We start from the raw sequence: 19,261 nt of genomic DNA on the forward strand, positions 1-19,261 counted from the left end.
TAAAGATTTTACTGTTTCTCCTTTCAACCTTCTTTCATAAATTTCTATTTTTTGTTTATTTGTTAATTTGGACATAAGAAATGCACCCTCCATCTTATTTGTCTAAGATTTTGGGTGCACTACATAAGCAGCTCTTTACTATTGTTATAATATTTATTAATAATTTTCTTTTCTAAGTTCAAAGTAAGCTTTAGGATGATCACAAACAGGGCAAACATTAGGTGCGCTTTCCCCAACGTGAAGATATCCACAGTTACCACATTCCCAAACAACAGCAACTTTTTTAGAAAAAACAGAGTCATCTATTACATTTTGAAGAAGTTTTCTATATCTTTTTTCATGTTCTTTTTCTACTTTTGCAACTCCTTCTAAAACTCTTGCAATTTTTTCAAAACCTTCTTCTCTAGCTGTAGCAGCAAAATTATGATACATATCAGTCCATTCATAATTTTCTCCATCAGCAGCATCTCTAAGATTTTCTACAGTACAAGGAACAGAACCTCCATGAAGAAGTTTGAACCAAAGTTCAGCATGTTCTTTTTCATTAGCAGCAGTTTTTTCAAAAATATTTGCTATTTGTACGTAACCTTCTTTTTTTGCTTTAGAAGCATAGTAAGTATACTTATTTCTAGCTTGAGATTCTCCAGCAAAAGCTTCCATTAAATTTTTTTCAGTTTTACTTCCTTTTAATTCCATAATGAATCCTCCCTTAACTTTATGTAAATGTAATAATTTCAATTATGTAATAATTGTACCAAAGTATTTTTTAAAAGTCAAGGGAACGATAAAATTATAATTAATATCTCAAATAAATATAAATTAAGCTTAAAATAATTGATTGAAGAACAATAAAAAGTCCCCATTTAAAAAATTCTTTAAAGGTTATTTCAATACCAACTTTTTTAGAAACAGAAGTTCCAACCATATTAGCAGCAGCTCCAACAATAGTCATATTTCCTCCTAAACAGCATCCAAGGGAAAGTGCCCACCATAATGATTCAGTATTTCCAGTATAATTTGGTATAATTGATGAGACTAATTTTCCAAAAGAAAGACTTAATGGAACGGATCCAACTATTGGTGAAAGAAGTCCAGATATTATTATAAGTAGAGAAGAGGTTAATTTTAAATCTCCTTTAGTAAAGGCTACTACATAAGAACCAATATATTCAATTATTCCAAGTTCTTCCAATCCTTGAACTAAAACAAATAAAGCTCCAAAGAAAAATAAGGTATCCCATTCTATTTTACTAAATACTTCTTCTGGTTTTTTCTTTGAAATAAGTACAAGTATTGTGGAACCTAAAATTGCAATTATAGCGAGCCCTATTTGAGAAAATGAATTAGTTAAAAATCCAAGAATAACTAAAATAAAAATAGTGACAGATTTTAAAAGCAATTTTTTATCTGTAATAATTCTAGATGTATCAAGTTCCATAATACTAGCTCTCAATTCCCTTGAAACAATTAATTTCTTTCTTAAAAAAAAGCTAACTGAGAATAAAAGAACAAAAATATTTATAAGTATAATAGGGGCAAGATTTATAATAAAATCATTAAAATTTTTATCTGAAAGAGATGCAATAATCAAATTAGGAGGGTCCCCAATCATAGTGGCAGTTCCTCCAATGTTGGACATAAATATTTGTACTAGTATAAAAGGTTTAGGATCTAAATGCAATTTTTTAGCTAAAAATATTGTTATTGGAACTATTAATAAAATGGTTGTAACATTATCTAAAAGAGCTGAAAAAAATGCAGTAACTAAAGAAAGAAAAATAAGGATTTTAATTGGATCTCCCTTTGATACTTGGGCTAATTTGATTGCAATCCATTGAAAAATTCCAGTTTCAGACATAATTTCAACTATCATCATCATACCCATTAATAAAATTAAAACTTCCAAATTATATCCAATTGTTTCTAAAGCAGTTTCTTCATCTAAAATATTTATAATAATCATAAAAGAAGCTCCAATAATCGTTACCAATGATTTAGGATATTTTTCAGTTATTATAAAATAAAATGTAATAGTAAATGTTAAAATTCCAAGTATCATGTATAAAGTAGCCATAGTAATCCTCCTAGAGTAGTATAAAATTTAAAAACAAAAAAAACTCTATAAACATTTGGAGAATGTTCATAGAGTTTTGTATTAGCTTCAAGCATTTAACAATTAGTCGAATGTTTGGAGAGCCCTATCTCCAAAATATTGTTTATGCTAATAGTATACATAATAATTTCAAATTATTCAAATTATAAATTATTTGTTTTATTATAAATGGCTTTTATGAATCCTAAAAATAGAGGATGAGGATTATTTGGTCTAGTTTTAAATTCTGGATGGAATTGTCCTGCTATAAAGAAAGGATGTTCTTCTCTAGATAATTCAACTATTTCAGTTAAAACACCATTAGGAGAAGTTCCAGATATTCTTAAACCAGATTTTTCTATTACTTCTTTAAAATCATTGTTAAATTCATATCTATGTCTATGTCTTTCTGAAATTTCTATTTTTCCATATAATTCTTTAGCTAAACTATTTTCTTTTAATACACAAGGATATGCTCCAAGTCTCATAGTTCCACCCATATTTTCAATGCTTTTTTGACTTTCTAAGATATCAATAACAGGGTAAGCTGTATTTGGGTTAAATTCAGTTGAATCAGCATCTTTATATCCCAAAACATTTCTAGCATATTCAATAACAGCAAGTTGCATTCCAAGACAAATTCCAAGGAAAGGAATCTTATTTACTCTAGCAAAATTAACAGCTTGTATTTTTCCAAGAATTCCCCTATCTCCAAATCCACCAGGAACTAAAATTCCATCAAAGTTCTTTAATTTCTCTAAATCTAAATTTTCAGATTGAAGATAACTTATTTCAGCACTTAATCCTTGAGAAAAAGCAGCGTGTTCAATAGATTCTGTAACACTTAGGTAAGCATCTTTTAATTTAACATATTTACCAACAACAGCAACTTTAATTTTTTCCTTAGGATTTTTTATGTTATAAACAATTTTTTCCCAGTTACTTAAATCAAAAGGTCTTTCTTCTAAATTTAATTTTTTACAAACGATTCTAGCTAATCCTTCTTTTTCCATAATTAAAGGAAGCTCGTAAATAGTTTCAGCATCAGCAGCTTCTATAACAGCATCTTTTTCAATGTTACAAAACATTGATAATTTTTCTTTGATGCTATTATTAATAGGATGCTCTGTTCTACAAACTAATATGTCTGGTCTTATTCCTAAACTCATAAGAAGTTTTACTGAGTGTTGAGAAGGTTTTGACTTTAATTCTTTAGCAGCTTTTAAATAAGGTAGTAAAGTTACATGTATATATATTGCATTATGTTCCCCAATATCATATTTAAATTGTCTAATTGCTTCTAAAAAAGGAGTAGATTCAATATCTCCAACAGTTCCCCCTATTTCAGTAATAACTATATCAGCTTCAATTTCTTTAGTAACTGCAATAATTTTAGATTTTATTTCATTTGTAATATGAGGAATAACTTGAACAGTTTTTCCAAGATATTGACCTTCTCTTTCTTTAGTGATTACTGATTGATAAATTTTACCACTAGTTATATTACTACTTTTAGAAAGATTTCTATCGATAAATCTTTCGTAGTGACCTAAATCCAAATCTGTTTCAGCTCCATCTTCAGTTACAAAAACTTCTCCATGTTCATATGGATTCATAGTTCCAGGATCGACATTTAAATAGGGATCAAATTTTTGAAGGACAACTTTATATCCCCTTTCTTTTAATAATCTTCCAAGTGAAGCTGCTGTAATTCCTTTTCCAAGTGAAGAAACAACACCTCCAGTAACAAAAATAAATTTGGTTTCTTTGCTGATACTTTCCATTTATTACCTCCAATAAAATTAAACTTTTTATTTTTACAAAAAATAAATCAGGTGAAAAAAAAAACACCTGATTTTTAATTACACTATTCTATTTTGAATCTCCAAAAATTTAATACGAGATATTATACCACAAAATTTGAAAATTTTTAAGTTTATTTTTTATTTTTTTTAATTTTATCTTTAATTTTTCTTTTGTGAGTTATAACAATTCCTCCAAGATCTTCTAAAGTCTTCTTATCAATATCATTTTCAATATCAATATATTTATCCATTAAAGTTTCAAATCTTGTAGTAGCCTTTTTAAATTCTTGTGTTTTATAAGCTTGTCTTAAACTTTCTATAAGTACAAAGGCAACAAGAAGTAAAATTATAGCAAATGGTAATCCAGTTGTTATAACAGCTGTTTGAAGAGCTTTTAGAGCTTTTTCTCCACCAATCATAAGTAAAATTATAGCAGTTAATCCTTCCATAGATGCCCAAAATACCCTTTGTGGAACTGGAGAATCTAATTTTCCTCCTGATGTAATTTGGTCAACAACAAGAGAACCAGAATCACTTGATGTAACAAAGAAAGAAATTATTAAAATAGTACTAAATACAGATAAGAAAATTCTAATAACTCCTTGAAATAAAGGAATATTCAAATGTCTAATCATTTCAAAAAGTGCAACAGAAACATCACTTTGAACAACATTGAATAGTTGACCTTGGGTAATTTGATTTATGTGAAAAGCAGTAACTCCAAAAACACTTAACCATAAAAAAGAAAGTAAAGATGGGACAATCATTACTGCTAAAACAAATTCTCTAATAGTTCTACCCTTTGAAATTTTAGCTATAAACATTCCAACAAATGGTGACCAAGAAATCCACCATGCTAAATAGAATACAGTCCAAGATCCTTGCCAAGTACTATTTGAAGAATCTATAAAGAATGTAGTTGTTAGAAAATCATTTAAGTAAAGACCAAGGGAATTACTAAAAGTTCTAACAATTAATCCTGTAGGACCCAATAGAAAAATGATTCCCATTAAAATTCCAGCAAAAATAATATTTAATTGAGAAAGGAATTTAACTCCTTTTTCAACTCCAGAAACAACACTCATTGTTGCAATGGCAGTTATAATAACTATTAAAATAACTTGAACAAATACAGAAACTTCAACTCCAAAAACATAGTTAAGTCCACTGTTAATTTGTTGCACTCCCAATCCTAGTGAAGTAGCTAATCCAAACAAACAAGAAACTACAGCTAAAATATCTATTAAATCTCCCCAGAATCCAAATATCTTATTTTTTAAAAGAGGATAAAAGACAGATCTTAAGGATAAAGGTAATTTTTTGTTATATGCAAAAAATGCCAATGCTAGAGAAATTAAAGCATATATTCCCCATGGGTGTATTCCCCAATGAAAAAATGTAGTTGCAAGAGCTTGTGTTAGAGAATTTGAACTAGAATAAATAGGTGGAGTAACTTGTTGATGATATAGAGGTTCACCAACTGACCAGAACATAAGTCCAATTCCCATTCCAGCAGAAATTAACATAGAATACCAAGCAAAATTACTAAATTCAGGTTTTGCATTAACTCCTCCAATTCTAACCTTTCCTAATTTTGAAAAAGCAAAAATAAGACAAACTAATATAAAAATATTACTAGTCATAATAAATAACCAGTCTAAATGTTGAACAATATAATCGTTTATAAGATTGAAAATTCTATTAGCTCTATCTAAATCTAAAAAAGCAAATAGAGAAAATCCCAATATTATAATTCCAGTACCAATCGAAACGATTGGATTTAAATCCATTCCAAAGCCAGTAAAATTACGACTAAATAATTTTTCCTCAGCGGTTTTCTTTAAAAGCTTACTCATAATACCTCCGTAAATAAATCATAGTAAATAATATTATATATAAAAAAATACTTTTTCATTATATCACATGTAATGAATTATTTCAAATAAGCTATTTTTGGTGCAATAATAGGCTTAATGATTCTGTTGAAAAAAAATAAAAAAAATATTGAAAAATGTACGTAAATAGAATATATTAAATGTATAGATTATGAATATAAAAAGGAGAAAAAATGATATTGATAACAGGTGCTAATGGACAGTTAGGAAATGATTTTAAAAAATTATTAGATTCACAAAAAATAAAGTATATAGGAACAGATGTGAGGGAATTAGATATAACTAACGAAGAGGATATAGAAAAATTTGTAGATGGAAAAAATATAGATTTAATAATTAACTGCGCAGCATATAATAATGTAGATCAAGCAGAGGAAGAGTATAAAATATGTGAAAAGTTAAATACAAAATCTCCAGAGTTTTTGGCTAAAATAGCAAAGAAGATAGGAGCAGAGTTTATAACCTATTCAACTGATTTTGTATTTGATGGAGAGAAAGGGTTACCATATACAGAAAAAGACCTTCCTAACCCTCTTTCAGTGTATGGTAGTACAAAGTTTCAAGGGGAAAAAAATGTTTTAAACCTTTATGAGAAAGTTTTTGTTGTGAGAACATCTTGGGTTTTTGGAATTGGAAATAACAACTTTAATAAGCAGGTTATTAATTGGAGTAAAGGAAAGAACAAATTGGCTATAGTTGATGATCAAATTTCTTCACCTACCTATTCTAAAGATTTGGCTGAATTCACATGGGAACTTATAAAAACAAAAAAATATGGATTATATCATTTTTCAAATTCAGGAGAAGCTTCTAAGTATGATCAAGCAAATTATATTTTGAAAAAAATAGGTTGGATTGGAGAATTAAAAAGAGCAAAAACAAGTGATTTTAAATTGAAAGCCAAAAGAGCTAAATATACAAAATTATCAAGTGAAAAGATAGAGAAGGTTCTTAATAGAAAAATTCCAACATGGGAATCTGGGATAGACAGATTCTTAAAAGAATTAAATTAAAAAAAAGGATGAATTCATCCTTTTTTTTTAATCATCAAATGAGCTTGTAAATTTCATTTCTTTTCTATAACTATGATATTGTAATAAATTATAAATAATATAGTAAAAAGAAACTAAAAACATACTATATTTTAAAGTTAAGAAAATTAAGATTATAAATATAGTCATAAATTTCTTTGGAACAAAATTAAATACTTTATCTGGAGTAAGAAATGGTATTGTTGAAACCATTAAAGCTGCTGAAATAACAGTTATACCCATAAAAATTTCAATACTAAACAAATTATATCCAAATTTTTCAGCTTGTATGCAAATTAAAAGATAAGAAATAATAGTTGCTGCACCATTTGGAATTGGCATACCGCTAAAATCATCCTTTTCATCTGAAGCAGTTGTTACAACGTTAAATTTAACTAGTCTCATAACTCCACATAGGGCGTAGATAAAAGCAACAGGAATTACAAAGGGTGCAAATTTTGGATCTTCAGATAATTTAGTATATACTAAAATACTAGGGGCAATTCCGAAAGATACTGCGTCTGAAAAGGAATCAAATTCTTTACCAAATTCACTAAAGGCATCAAATTTTCTTGCTGTCTTACCATCTAATCCGTCGCAAACCATAGCTAAAAAAATAAACCAAATAGCATAATGAATATTTCCTTTTATTGAGGATATAATACTAAGATAACCAAGAAGCATATTAGCAGCAGTAATTGCATTAGGTGCTATATATTTCTTTTCAACCATTTTAACCACTTCCTTATTTTTATTAATGTACATAGAATTCTAGCATAAAAAGCAATAAAATTCAATTTTATTTCTTTTCATGCGAGGTTAAAGAAAATATGGTATAATTAGCTTAGGAAATAGATATTAAATTATTGTGAACTTTTATTTGGAGGTATTGTTATGAAAAAAATATTTAATATGGTTGGTGTCTTTTTTTTAGTTTTTTTAATTGCAATATTTGGATTGAAAGATACTATTATAAAAAGCAGAATAGAAAAAGAAATGACAAAAGAGTTAGGTGCCAATGTGAAGATTTATGGGGTGGATTATTCAATTTTCAAAAATTTTCTAGAACTAAAAAAAATAGAAATAGAAGATATTTCATCAATTGAAAAAATGGATGTTAAATTAAATTTTTCAGATATTTTAAGTAAAAGAATAGAAATAAAAGATATAAATGTACAAGGATTAGAATTTGCTGAGGACAAGATGGAGACACTGTTAAATTTAGGAGAATTAACTTCTGAGAAAGTACAGTCTAAATTGGAAAACAAAACGTCAGATAATCAAATAATTTCAACTGGAGAAAAAAATTCAGATAAATGGATTATTGAAATTGATAAAATAGAAATACAAGCTAAACTATTTGATGAAAATATTAATGTTAAAATGAATAGTTCTGAAGGCTCAAAAATAGATTTTAGAAAATTTATTAATTTTGTAAAAAAGAATGTTATTGACGAAAAAAATTAGATATGTTATAATTATTCAGTCATGAGTAGGAATGATGGAGGTTTGCGGCATAGTCGTATTGAACCGTGTCAGATTCGAGAGGAAGCAGCACTAAGATATAGTTGTGGGTGCAAATTCGAAGTGTTTTTACTCATGGCACTATTATTTTATAGATATATCTAAGGAGAGAGCTAACTCTCTTTTTTTTTATAAGTGTTTAATTTAAAACTACAAGGATGGTAGTTAGAATGTATAAAATATTAGATGTAAGAGAAATAAGAAAGGATGAAGAAAAATATAGGAAATTAGATGGAGATATTCCAATAATAGATGATTCATTATATATTGTATTAAGTGAAAATAATGAAGATATAGGATATATTGTAGCTAGAGTATTTCCTAAGAAATATATTTTAGAAAAGATTTTTATAAAAAAAAGCGAAAGATATAAATCTTGTGGTATGAAACTGTTAATTTTTTTTATAGAGCATGGAATAAAGAAAAAAAAAGAGAATATAGAGTATGAAAATAATGATATAGAAAATTTTTTAAAAAAAGCTAATTTTAGGAAAATAAATAGAAATAAATTAAGCCTAGATATAAAAAAAGCGAGAAAAAGGAAAAAAGATGGGGAAAAAGTAGCTATAAAATCGGTTTTTTTAAATATTTTTTTAGCAGTTATAAAAATATTTGGTGGAATTTATGGACATTCAAGAGCATTGGTTGCAGATGGTATAAATTCTTTGTCAGATGTATTTACTTCATTTGGTATCCTTTTAGGAATATACTTCAGTAATATTCCAGGAGATGAAGAACATCCTTATGGACATGAAAAGATAGAAAGTGTTATAGGGACTGTTATGGGAGTTATAATAATTTTAACTTCCTTTGAAATTGCTAGAAATGCCCTAGTAAATTTATTGAAAAAACAGATTAATTACCAAATAAATCTTAACATTATTTGGATTGCAGGAATATCAGTTGTTATAAAATACATGATGTATTTAAATAAACTAAAGGTTGGTAAAGAAACAAATAATATTGCTTTAATTGCTGATGCAAGGGATAGTAAAAGTGATTCAATATCATCTTTTAGTGTTATAATAGGAATATTGCTATCATACTATATTTCAGATATATTTGATGTTTTATTAACTATATTAGTCTCAATACTAATATTCAAAGAAGGGGTAATAACTATATTAGAAACTTCAAATTCTATTTTAGATAAGCAAGATGATACATTTATAAAAAAAATAGAAGAATACATTTATAAAAATACTAATATAAAAAATGTTCATGATATATATATGAGAAGATACGGAGATAAAATATTTTTAAGTATGCATATAAGATTAGATAAAAATATGACTGTCTATGAGGCCCATAGTCTTACAGATAGTTTAAGTGAATCAATAGCAATAGATTTTGAAGAGGTTAAGGATGTAATGATACATATAGATTGTTTGATAGATTAATGTGAGGAGAGTTAAATGAAAAATATATTATCAAAGTTAAATGAACAACAACAAATAGCGGGAGCTAAAATAGATGGTCCTTTATTGATTTTAGCAGGAGCTGGTTCTGGGAAAACAAGGACTATAACATACAGAATAGCACATATGATAATGGAATTAGGGATGTCCCCTTATTCTATTTTAGCTGTAACTTTTACAAATAAAGCAGCAAAAGAAATGAAAGAAAGAGTAGAGAATCTAGCAGGGGAAGATGGTAAAAAAGTAATGATTTCAACGTTTCATTCCTTTGGATTGAAACTTTTAAGAATATATTCTAAAGTTATTGATTATGATGCTAATTTTACAATATATGATATGGATGATCAGAAAAAAATAGTAAAAGCAATACTTAAACAATTAGTTGTAAAGGATAATGAACTAACAGAAGGAAAAGTAGTATCTAGAATTTCAAAATTAAAGGAAAATGGTATAGATCCAAAGGAATATGCAGAAAATCATAAATTTGAACCAAATGCAAATATTATAAGTGAAGTATACAAAAGATATAATATAGAACTTAAAGCAAATAATGGGATGGATTTTTCAGATATATTAGTTAATACATATAAATTATTAGAAAATGAAGAAATTTTAAATAAAGTTCAAGAAAAATATAGATATATAATGGTTGATGAATACCAAGATACAAACAACATTCAGTATAATATTATAAATAAAATAGCTAGTAAATATAAAAATATTTGTGTAGTTGGTGATGAAAATCAAAGTATTTACGGATTTAGAGGGGCAAATATCAGAAACATTTTAGATTTTGAAAAAGATTATCCAGATGCAACTGTTATAAAACTAGAAGAAAATTATAGATCAACAAAAGTAATATTAGAAGCAGCTAATTCAGTTATAAAAAACAATAAAACTTCAAGAGATAAAAATTTATGGACAAATAAAAATGAAGGAGATAAAATTTTAGTTAAACCTTGTATAACAGCAAGGGAAGAAGTTAACTATGTAATTGAAAAAATAGTCGGAATGAAATCTCAAGGTAAGAAATATAGTGATTTCACTATTCTTTATAGAACAAATGCTCAATCAAGATTATTTGAAGAAGGTTTTTTAAGATATGGAATACCTTATAAAATCTTTGGTGGAATGCAATTCTATCAAAGAATGGAAGTAAAAGATATATTAGCATATTTATCTGTAATAAATAATCAAAAAGATGGAATCAATTTAAATAGAATAATTAATGTTCCAAAGAGAAAAATAGGAAGTAAAACATTAGAAAAAATAAATTTATATGGTGAAGAAAATGGCTTAAATTTTTATGAAACTTTAGGAGAAATTGAAAAAGTACAAGGAATTGGAAAGTCAACATTGGAAAAATTGAAAGAATTTTACTCTGTTATAGAAGAACTTATTCAAGCTTCTCTAGAGTTATCAGTTTCTGAAATATTTGATAAATTAATATCTAAAATTCGTTATAAAGATTATTTAAATTCACTAAACGATAATGTTGAGTCAAGATTAGAAAATATAGATGAACTTAAAAATTCAATAGTTGAGTTGGAAAAAATAGTAGATAATTTAACTTTAAGAGAATACTTAGAAAATGTTTCATTAGTTAGTGCAACTGATGAGCTTGAAGAAGAGAGAGAATATATAAAGCTAATGACTATACATAATGCAAAAGGATTAGAGTTCCCTGTTGTATTTTTAGTTGGAATGGAAGATGAATTATTTCCAAATGCTGGGAAAGTATTAGTTGATGAAGATGTTTTAGAAGAAGAAAGAAGAGTTTGTTATGTTGCTATAACAAGAGCTGAAGAAAAATTATTCATGAGTTATTCAGTGAGTAGATATATTTATGGACGTGAAGAGTATAGATCTCCTTCTAGATTTATAGAAGAAGTTTCCCCTTCTCTTATAATAAAAGAAAAAAATCCTCAATTGGAATACAGAAAAAAACAAGCTGAAAAAGATATTGCTGAAAAAATATTAGAAAGATATGCTAAAAGAAAAATAAATACAAGAAATACTGTAGATGATATAGAGGAACTTAAAGCTAATATAAAAATGATAAAGAACTTACCTTATAAAACAGGGGATAAAGTTACACATAATAAGTTTGGTTTAGGAAAAGTTATTAATGTAAGTGAGAAAAAAGTAACAGTACAGTTTGTAACAGGAAAAAAAGATATAGCAATGGTACTTGCAGGAAAATTTTTAACAAAAGAATAGATAGGAGAATTTCATGAGAAAAAAAACAATAGAAAAAGAAATTTTTTATGAAGGAATAGGTCTTCATAAGGGGAAAAACATTAAACTACATTTAATACCTTCAAATGAAGGAGGAATTGTTTTTAAAAGAGTGGACCTAGAAGAAGGTAAAAACGAAATTAAATTAGATTTAAAAAATACATTTGATTTAACACGTGGTACTAATTTAAAAAATGAGTTTGGAGCAGAAGTATATACAATTGAACATTTTTTATCAGCTCTTTATGTTTTAGGGATAACAGATTTAATAGTTGAACTATGTGAAAATGAATTGCCAATTTGTGATGGTAGTGCAAGAATTTTTGTTGAAGAAATAGAAAAAGCTGGAATTAAAATTTTAGAAGAAGAAGTGGAAGAATTAGTAATAAAAGAGCCTATTTTTTTAACAAAGGGAGATAAACATATTGTTGCGTTACCTTACGATGGATATAAGGTAACATATACTATAAAATTTGATCACACATTTTTAAAGTGTCAAATGTTAGAGTTAGATATAACATTAGAAAACTACAAAAATGATATATCCAATGCTAGAACCTTTGGTTTTGATTATGAAATTGAATATTTGAAAAAAAATAATTTGGCCTTAGGGGGAACTTTGGAAAATGCTATTGTAATAAAAAAAGATGGAGTTCTAAATCCAAATGGTCTTAGATATAAAGATGAGTTTGTGAGGCATAAAATATTAGATTTAATTGGAGATTTTAAAGTTTTAAATAAGGCTATAAAAGGTCATATTATAGCTATAAAATCAGGTCACGCTCTTGATATAGAATTTGCCAATTTAATAAAAAATATATAAAAATAAAAAAATATACAAAAAATATAAAAATTTGATATAATATATTGATAGAATATTTAAAAGGAGATATAAAATTATGTTGAACACCATTGAAATAATGAAGAGAATACCACATAGATATCCGTTTTTATTAGTGGATAGAATATTAGAAGTTAATTTAGAAGAAAAAACAGTTGTAGGTTTGAAAAATGTAACAATAAATGAAGCATTTTTTGGGGGACATTTTCCAGGACATCCAATAGTACCTGGAGTTATGATTGTAGAAGGGTTAGCTCAAGCTTTAGGAGTTTTAGTCTTTGAACAATATGGTGAAGAAGGAAAAAATATGGTGCCATATTTTGCAGCTTTTGAATCAGTTAAATTCAAAGCTCCTGTAAGACCAGGGGATCAAATGATATATGAAGCTAAAATATTAAAACAAAGAAGAAATATAATTAAGGCAGAGGGCGTAGTTAAGGTTGATGGGAAAATTGTAACTCAAGCAAAGTTTACATTTTCAATTGTAGAAAAATAATATGTTAGGGGGAATAAAGTGGTTGAAATACATAGTACTTCTATAGTTGAAGAGGGAGCTTTAATAGAGGATAATGTTAAAATAGGGCCTTTTTGCATTATTGGGGGAAACGTCAAGATTGGATCAGGGACAACTATTCAATCTCATACTGTTATTGAAGGAATTACAGAAATAGGAGAAAACAATACTATTTATTCATTTGTTTCAATAGGAAAAGCATCTCAAGATTTAAAATATAAAGGGGAACCTACAAAAACTATAATAGGAAATAATAACACTATTAGAGAATTTGTGACTATTCATAGGGGAACTGACGATAGATGGGAAACAAGGATAGGGAATAATAATTTATTGATGGCTTATGTTCATGTTGCTCATGATGTTATTGTTGGAGATAATTGTATATTTTCTAACAATGCTACTCTTGCTGGACATGTTGTAATAGGAAATTGGGTGATCGTTGGAGGATTAACCCCAGTACATCAATTTTGTAAAATTGGAGATCATGCAATGATTGGTGGCGCTTCTGCAGTAACTCAAGATATATGTCCATTTATATTAGCTGATGGAAATAAAGCTGTTCCTGTAGGCTTAAATAGTGTAGGATTGAGAAGAAGAGGTTTTACAGATGATGATCTTAGAATATTAAAAAGAGCATATAGAATTATTTTTAGAAAAAAACTTCCTCTAAAGGAAGCTTTAGCTGAACTAGAAGAAAATTATAAAGGGAATGAATCCATTGATAAATTAGTAGATTTTATAAAGAGTAGTAATCGGGGGATAGCTAAATAATGGAAAAAATAGGTGTAATAGTTGGAGATGGAAAATTACCTATTCGCTTTATGAATGAAATAAGAAATATAAATAAAGATATAGAATTTTTTCCAATAGGTTTGTTTGAAAGCATAGAGGAAGAGATAAAGACACATAAAAATTTCATGAGATTTAATATAGGTCAAGTTGGTGAAATTACAAAATATTTTATAAAAAATAATATATCTAAAATTATATTTTTAGGTAAAATAGAAAAAGAGATAATATTTAAAGATATGAAGTTAGATAAATATGGTCAAGCTATTATAGAGAGTCTTCCAGATAGGAAAGATGAGACTCTCCTTTTTGGCGTTATAAGCTTTTTTAAATTAAATAAGATAAAAGTTTTGCCTCAAAACTATCTTTTGAAAGAAATTCTTTTTCAAAAGAAAATATACACTGAAACAAGACCTAGTGCTGAAGATTTTAAAACAATAAAAATAGGAATAGAAGCAGCTAAAAAATTAAGTGAAGTGGATGCTGGACAAACTGTAGTATGTAAAGATTCATCTGTGATAGCTTTAGAAGGAATAGAAGGAACAGACAAGGCCATACTAAGAGGTGGATATTTAGGAGGAGAAGACTGTATAGTTGTAAAAATGGCAAGACCTCAACAGGATATGAGAGTTGATATTCCAACAGTTGGTATTGATACAATAAAGACATTGATAAAGATAAAAGCTAAGGGAATTGTTGGAGAATCAGGAAAGATGATATTTATAGATAGTAAAGAATCTATAAAATTAGCCAATGAAAATAATATATTTATTATAGGAATAAAATCTTAAGGGGAAAATTATGAAAATATTTGTGTCTACTGGGGAGGTGTCAGGAGATTTACACCTTTCTTATTTAGTTGAAAGTATATTGAAATTAGATAATAGTATAGAATTTTATGGAGTGGCTGGAGAACATAGTAAAAAACTAGGAGTTAATATTTTATATGATATTAAGGATTTAGCTATTATGGGTTTTGTAGAGGCTTTAAAAAAATATAAGCTTTTAAAAAAAAGAGCTAATGAATACTTAAGATTTATTATAGATAATAAAATAGAAAAAGTTATATTAGTTGACTATGGAGGTTTTAATTTAGAACTTTTGAAACTTTTAAAAAGAGAGGTTCCCAATGTGGAAGTTTTTTACTATATTCCTCCTAAGCTTTGGATTTGGGGAGAAGGTCGTATAAAAACTTTAAAATTAGCTGACCATATTTTAGTAATATTTCCATGGGAAGTTGATTTTTATAAGGCTCATGGAGTAGAAGTTATTTATTACGGAAATCCTTTTTCTGAAGAGTATTCATATGTAAAAGAAAGAGGAGAAAGTATATTACTTCTTCCAGGAAGTAGAAAGCAAGAAATACAAAGTTTATTACCAATTATGTTGAAAATAGTTGAAGAAAAGAAAGAAGAAAATTTCATATTAAAACTTTCAGATAAAAAAGTTTTAACATGGATAGAAGATAAATTAGATGATTATGAAAATTTAACATTAGAATATAATAGTTTAGAAGATAATGTGAAGAAGTCTAAGCTAGCAATTGCAGCTTCTGGAACAGTAACATTAGAACTTTCAATTATGGGAATACCAACAATTGTATTATACAAAGTTGGATGGCTAAATGCATTTATTGCAAGAAAAATTTTAAAAGTAGGCCTAGTTTCCCTTCCAAATATTGCTTTAAATGAAGAAGTTTATCCTGAGTTACTTCAAGAGAGATGTAATAAAGAAGAAGTTTTAAAATATATGGATATTATTGAAAACAATAAAGAAAAATATTATGAAAAATTAAAAGAAGTAAGAAAAAAACTATCTGGGAAAAATATAGTTGAAAGTTATGGTAATTACATATTGAAAGGGAAAATTAATGATTAAAGAAAAGATAGAGAAGGTGTATAAAAGTGATTCTTTAGCAGGATTCTTGAAATATAGCTTAAAATATAAAAAATGGTTAACAATAACAGTTTTATTGTCCATTGTATCATCAGCTTTAGGAACAGCACCAGCTTGGCTTTCAAAATATTTAATAGATGATGTTTTAATATCAAAAAATGGAAAAATGATGCTAATTGTTGGAGTAGCAATTTTTGTTACAACAATTTTCAAATTAATTTCTGCCTATTATGCTGAAATTACTTCCACTTATTTAACAGAAAAAATAAGAAGAGATATAAAAATAGATATATTCCAGTATCTAGAACATCTACCTATATCTTATTTTAATAAAAATAAATTAGGGGATATAATGGCAAGACTTTCAGGGGATTCCTCTAGTTTAGGTAGAATTGGATTTTTAATGTTTGACATGCTAAGGGAAGGTATAACAGTACTAGCATTTTTAGTGAGAATGTTTCAAGTTGATTTCTGGTTAGCAACAATATCAATTACAATTGTTCCAGCAATGATATCTGTTATAAAAAAGTATACTAAAAAATTAAGAAAATCAGGAAGAAGAAGACAAGATACAATTGGAGATGCTACAGCGTTTATGCAAGAATCCTTAGCTGGTATACAAGTGATAAAAGGATTTAATAAAATAGAAGAAATTGTTGATAAATATAAAGATGTAACACAAGGGGAAATGGATAGAATTTATAGGGCAAAAAAAATTAAAGCTAAAATTTCTCCATTAAATGAATTACTAGCAACAATAATGATATTAATTGTTGCTGCTTACGGTGGTTATTCAATTGTTTACACTAAAAGTTTTACACCAGGGGAATTAGTATCTTTTATAACTGCAATAGGACTTATGCAACAACCTTTAAAAAGATTAGTTAAAAGAAATAGTGAGTTATATGAAATATTACCATCAGGGGATAGGGTAATGGAAATATTTAATGAGAGTACAGAAGTTGACTCTTATTCTAAAAATCCAAAAACTTTCACTGGAGATGTTGATAAAATAGCTTTTGAAAATGTTAATTTTACATATCCTGGGAATGAAATAAGAGTGTTAAAGGATATATCTTTTGATGTTGAAAAAGGTCAAGTAGTGGCTTTTGTAGGAAGTAGTGGAAGTGGAAAAACAACATTAGTTAATATGATTCCTAGGTTCTATGATATAGATTCAGGGAGCATTAAAATTAATGGTGTAGATGTGAAAGACTATTCTTTAAAACAATATAGATCTCATATAGGAATGGTTCCTCAAGATACATTTTTATTTAGTGGAACAATTGGGGAAAATATTGCTTTTGGGAAAGAAGATATAGGACAAGATAAAATAGAAGAGGCAGCTAAAATGGCAAATGCTTATGAATTTATTTGTGATTTGGAAAAAGGCTTTGAAACTGAAGTTGGAGAACGGGGAGTATTACTTTCTGGTGGACAGAAACAAAGGATTGCAATAGCAAGAGCTTTAATACAAAATCCTTCTATAATGATATTAGATGAAGCCACTTCAGCGTTGGATACAGAATCAGAAAAATTAGTTCAAGAGGCTTTAGATAAATTAATGATAGGAAGAACTACTTTTGTAATTGCTCATAGACTTTCAACAATTATTTCTTCAGATAAAATAATTGTTATGAATAAAGGAAAAATAGTAGAAATAGGAAAACATGAAGAATTATTATCTAAAAATGGAGCATACACAAAATTATATAACATACAATTTAAAGGGAGAAAAACAAATGAAAAAAATAGTTAGAGATGATGGAAGAGAAGTTGATAATACAAGAAAAGTTAATGTAATAAGAAATTATACAATACATGCTGAAGGATCAGTTTTAATTTCATTTGGAAATACAAAAGTAATTTGTACAGCATCTATATCAGATAGAGTACCACCTTTCTTAAGAAATCAAGGAAAAGGATGGATAACTGCAGAATATTCAATGTTACCTAGAGCTACTGGAGAAAGAAATAATAGAGAGTCAGCTAGGGGAAAACTTACTGGAAGAACAATGGAAATTCAAAGATTGATTGGAAGATCTTTGAGAGCATGTATAGATTTAGATAAAATTGGTGAAAGAACAATAACAATAGATTGCGATGTTATTCAAGCTGATGGTGGAACAAGAACAGCTTCTATAACTGGTGGATATATTGCATTGGCAATGGCAATAGAAAGAATGATGAAATTAGGAAAAATAAAAGTAAATCCCTTAAAATCACAAGTAGCTGCAATAAGTGTTGGGATAGTAAGTGGTATACCAATGTTAGATTTAAAATATACAGAAGATTCTTCAGCAGAAGTTGATATGAATGTTGTTATGAATGATAAGGGTGAATTTATAGAGGTACAAGGAACAGGGGAAGAAGCAACTTACTCTAGAAAAGAATTAAATGAACTTTTAGATTTAGCTGAAATAGGTTTAAAGGAACTATTTGAAATTCAAACTCAGACATTAAATGATGAGTTTTCTACATTTGAGTAGGAGGAACATATGAAAATATTGTTAGCTACGGGAAATAAAAATAAAATTAAAGAAATAAAAAAGATATTAAATATTAAAAATATTGATGTGTTATCAATAAAAGATGGAATAGAAATTCCAGATGTAATAGAGGATGGAAATACCTTTGAAGAAAATTCTAAAAAAAAGGCTCTAGAAATAGCAAAATTTACCAATATGATAACAATTGCAGATGATTCTGGACTTTGTGTAAAGGCATTGGATGGAAAACCTGGAATTTATTCTGCTAGATATTCTGGTGAACATGCTACAGATGAAGAAAATAATAAAAAATTAATACAAGATTTAAAGGGTATTGAAAATAGAAAAGCTAAATTTGTATGCGTTATAACATTAGCTAAACCAACAGGTGAAACTTATAGTTTTAAAGGGGAAATGTTTGGAGAGATTATAGATGAACCAAGAGGTAAAGAAGGTTTTGGATATGATCCATATTTTTATATACCTAAGTATAAAAAAACAACAGCAGAAATGCCAGATAAAAAAAATGAGATAAGTCATAGAGCATTAGCAATAAAACTCTTAAAAGAAAAATTGTCAGAAATTTTAAAATAAAAAGCAAATAAAAAAGGTTCTTTGTCAACTGGTGTTGGTGGAGAAAAATAAAAAAATAAATAATGTTTTTGTTCCTTCAGCTTTATGCTGAAGGAATTTTTATTTTTGTTAAATTGCTATAAATTAAAATTC

Annotated in this window: 17 protein-coding genes; 12 read left to right on the top strand and 5 right to left on the bottom strand. The window is 27.4% G+C overall.

The window, feature by feature from the left end:
• Positions 1–156: 156 nt before the first annotated feature.
• The 4 genes from rbr to GIL12_RS08300 form a co-directional block, all read right to left on the bottom strand.
• A complete protein-coding gene (gene rbr, locus GIL12_RS08285; RefSeq protein ID WP_163470018.1) occupies positions 157–696 on the bottom strand; it encodes a rubrerythrin in 540 nt (179 codons plus the stop codon).
• Between the two features lie 100 nt (positions 697–796).
• Positions 797–2,074 carry an ArsB/NhaD family transporter gene (locus GIL12_RS08290; protein ID WP_163470019.1) on the bottom strand — a complete coding sequence of 426 codons (1,278 nt, stop codon included), beginning with the start codon at positions 2,072–2,074 and terminating at the stop codon, positions 797–799.
• Between the two features lie 182 nt (positions 2,075–2,256).
• Entirely contained in the window at positions 2,257–3,876 is a 1,620-nt protein-coding gene (locus GIL12_RS08295; RefSeq protein WP_163470020.1) for a CTP synthase, read from the bottom strand.
• A 152-nt stretch (positions 3,877–4,028) separates the two neighbouring features.
• Positions 4,029–5,753, bottom strand: coding sequence for a BCCT family transporter (locus tag GIL12_RS08300; RefSeq protein ID WP_163470021.1), 1,725 nt, complete (start codon positions 5,751–5,753; stop codon positions 4,029–4,031).
• 212 nt (positions 5,754–5,965) lie between these two features.
• On the opposite strand from GIL12_RS08300, the gene rfbD reads away from it, so the two are divergent.
• A complete protein-coding gene (gene rfbD, locus GIL12_RS08305; protein WP_163470022.1) occupies positions 5,966–6,805 on the top strand; it encodes a dTDP-4-dehydrorhamnose reductase in 840 nt (279 codons plus the stop codon).
• Positions 6,806–6,832: 27 nt separating this feature from the next.
• Here the strand turns inward: rfbD and pssA are convergent, their stop codons facing one another.
• Complete coding sequence (pssA, locus tag GIL12_RS08310; protein WP_163470023.1) at positions 6,833–7,555, bottom strand: CDP-diacylglycerol--serine O-phosphatidyltransferase; 723 nt, start codon at positions 7,553–7,555, stop codon at positions 6,833–6,835.
• A 162-nt stretch (positions 7,556–7,717) separates the two neighbouring features.
• On the opposite strand from pssA, the gene GIL12_RS08315 reads away from it, so the two are divergent.
• The 11 genes from GIL12_RS08315 to GIL12_RS08365 all read left to right on the top strand — a co-directional run bounded on the left by GIL12_RS08315 (position 7,718) and on the right by GIL12_RS08365 (position 19,129).
• Positions 7,718–8,290: an AsmA family protein gene (locus GIL12_RS08315; protein ID WP_163470024.1), complete on the top strand. Its 573-nt coding sequence runs from the start codon at positions 7,718–7,720 to the stop codon at positions 8,288–8,290.
• A gap of 227 nt (positions 8,291–8,517) precedes the next feature.
• Positions 8,518–9,747, top strand: a complete 1,230-nt coding sequence (locus GIL12_RS08320) for a cation diffusion facilitator family transporter (protein WP_163470025.1) — start codon at positions 8,518–8,520, stop codon at positions 9,745–9,747.
• A gap of 15 nt (positions 9,748–9,762) precedes the next feature.
• On the top strand, positions 9,763–11,985 hold the full coding sequence (locus GIL12_RS08325) for an ATP-dependent helicase (RefSeq protein WP_163470026.1): 2,223 nt from the start codon (positions 9,763–9,765) through the stop codon (positions 11,983–11,985).
• 13 nt (positions 11,986–11,998) lie between these two features.
• A complete protein-coding gene (gene lpxC / locus GIL12_RS08330; protein WP_163470027.1) occupies positions 11,999–12,826 on the top strand; it encodes a UDP-3-O-acyl-N-acetylglucosamine deacetylase in 828 nt (275 codons plus the stop codon).
• Positions 12,827–12,902: 76 nt separating this feature from the next.
• A complete protein-coding gene (gene fabZ / locus GIL12_RS08335; protein WP_163470028.1) occupies positions 12,903–13,340 on the top strand; it encodes a 3-hydroxyacyl-ACP dehydratase FabZ in 438 nt (145 codons plus the stop codon).
• 18 nt (positions 13,341–13,358) lie between these two features.
• The gene (lpxA, locus tag GIL12_RS08340) at positions 13,359–14,132 is read left to right on the top strand and encodes an acyl-ACP--UDP-N-acetylglucosamine O-acyltransferase (RefSeq protein ID WP_163470029.1); all 774 of its coding nucleotides are present in this window, start codon (positions 13,359–13,361) and stop codon (positions 14,130–14,132) included.
• Positions 14,132–14,941, top strand: a complete 810-nt coding sequence (locus GIL12_RS08345) for an LpxI family protein (RefSeq protein ID WP_163470030.1) — start codon at positions 14,132–14,134, stop codon at positions 14,939–14,941. Before lpxA ends, GIL12_RS08345 begins: the two co-directional genes overlap by 1 nt.
• A gap of 10 nt (positions 14,942–14,951) precedes the next feature.
• Entirely contained in the window at positions 14,952–16,028 is a 1,077-nt protein-coding gene (lpxB, locus tag GIL12_RS08350) for a lipid-A-disaccharide synthase (RefSeq protein ID WP_163470031.1), read from the top strand.
• Positions 16,021–17,805 carry an ABC transporter ATP-binding protein gene (locus GIL12_RS08355; protein WP_163470032.1) on the top strand — a complete coding sequence of 595 codons (1,785 nt, stop codon included), beginning with the start codon at positions 16,021–16,023 and terminating at the stop codon, positions 17,803–17,805. The genes lpxB and GIL12_RS08355 overlap by 8 nt, the downstream gene beginning before the upstream one ends.
• Complete coding sequence (rph, locus tag GIL12_RS08360) at positions 17,789–18,535, top strand: ribonuclease PH (RefSeq protein WP_163470033.1); 747 nt, start codon at positions 17,789–17,791, stop codon at positions 18,533–18,535. Before GIL12_RS08355 ends, rph begins: the two co-directional genes overlap by 17 nt.
• Positions 18,536–18,544: 9 nt before the next feature.
• Positions 18,545–19,129 (top strand): XTP/dITP diphosphatase, encoded by a 585-nt coding sequence (locus GIL12_RS08365; protein WP_163470034.1) that lies wholly within the window; start codon positions 18,545–18,547, stop codon positions 19,127–19,129.
• Positions 19,130–19,261 lie beyond the last annotated feature (132 nt).

It is taken from the genome of Fusobacterium sp. IOR10, assembly GCF_010367435.1.
GTDB lineage: Bacteria > Fusobacteriota > Fusobacteriia > Fusobacteriales > Fusobacteriaceae > Fusobacterium_B.

Excerpts from the sequence above, each read along its gene's own strand:
- GIL12_RS08355 (WP_163470032.1), top strand. The coding sequence starts at position 16,021 with ATGATTAAAGAAAAGATAGAGAAGGTGTATAAAAGTGATTCTTTAGCA.
- GIL12_RS08300 (WP_163470021.1), bottom strand. The coding sequence starts at position 5,753 with ATGAGTAAGCTTTTAAAGAAAACCGCTGAGGAAAAATTATTTAGTCGT.
- GIL12_RS08290 (WP_163470019.1), bottom strand. The coding sequence starts at position 2,074 with ATGGCTACTTTATACATGATACTTGGAATTTTAACATTTACTATTACA.
- fabZ (WP_163470028.1), top strand. The coding sequence starts at position 12,903 with ATGTTGAACACCATTGAAATAATGAAGAGAATACCACATAGATATCCG.
- GIL12_RS08315 (WP_163470024.1), top strand. The coding sequence starts at position 7,718 with ATGAAAAAAATATTTAATATGGTTGGTGTCTTTTTTTTAGTTTTTTTA.
- GIL12_RS08345 (WP_163470030.1), top strand. The coding sequence starts at position 14,132 with ATGGAAAAAATAGGTGTAATAGTTGGAGATGGAAAATTACCTATTCGC.
- GIL12_RS08320 (WP_163470025.1), top strand. The coding sequence starts at position 8,518 with ATGTATAAAATATTAGATGTAAGAGAAATAAGAAAGGATGAAGAAAAA.
- GIL12_RS08365 (WP_163470034.1), top strand. The coding sequence starts at position 18,545 with ATGAAAATATTGTTAGCTACGGGAAATAAAAATAAAATTAAAGAAATA.
- rfbD (WP_163470022.1), top strand. The coding sequence starts at position 5,966 with ATGATATTGATAACAGGTGCTAATGGACAGTTAGGAAATGATTTTAAA.
- lpxC (WP_163470027.1), top strand. The coding sequence starts at position 11,999 with ATGAGAAAAAAAACAATAGAAAAAGAAATTTTTTATGAAGGAATAGGT.
- lpxB (WP_163470031.1), top strand. The coding sequence starts at position 14,952 with ATGAAAATATTTGTGTCTACTGGGGAGGTGTCAGGAGATTTACACCTT.
- pssA (WP_163470023.1), bottom strand. The coding sequence starts at position 7,555 with ATGGTTGAAAAGAAATATATAGCACCTAATGCAATTACTGCTGCTAAT.
- GIL12_RS08325 (WP_163470026.1), top strand. The coding sequence starts at position 9,763 with ATGAAAAATATATTATCAAAGTTAAATGAACAACAACAAATAGCGGGA.
- rph (WP_163470033.1), top strand. The coding sequence starts at position 17,789 with ATGAAAAAAATAGTTAGAGATGATGGAAGAGAAGTTGATAATACAAGA.
- GIL12_RS08295 (WP_163470020.1), bottom strand. The coding sequence starts at position 3,876 with ATGGAAAGTATCAGCAAAGAAACCAAATTTATTTTTGTTACTGGAGGT.
- rbr (WP_163470018.1), bottom strand. The coding sequence starts at position 696 with ATGGAATTAAAAGGAAGTAAAACTGAAAAAAATTTAATGGAAGCTTTT.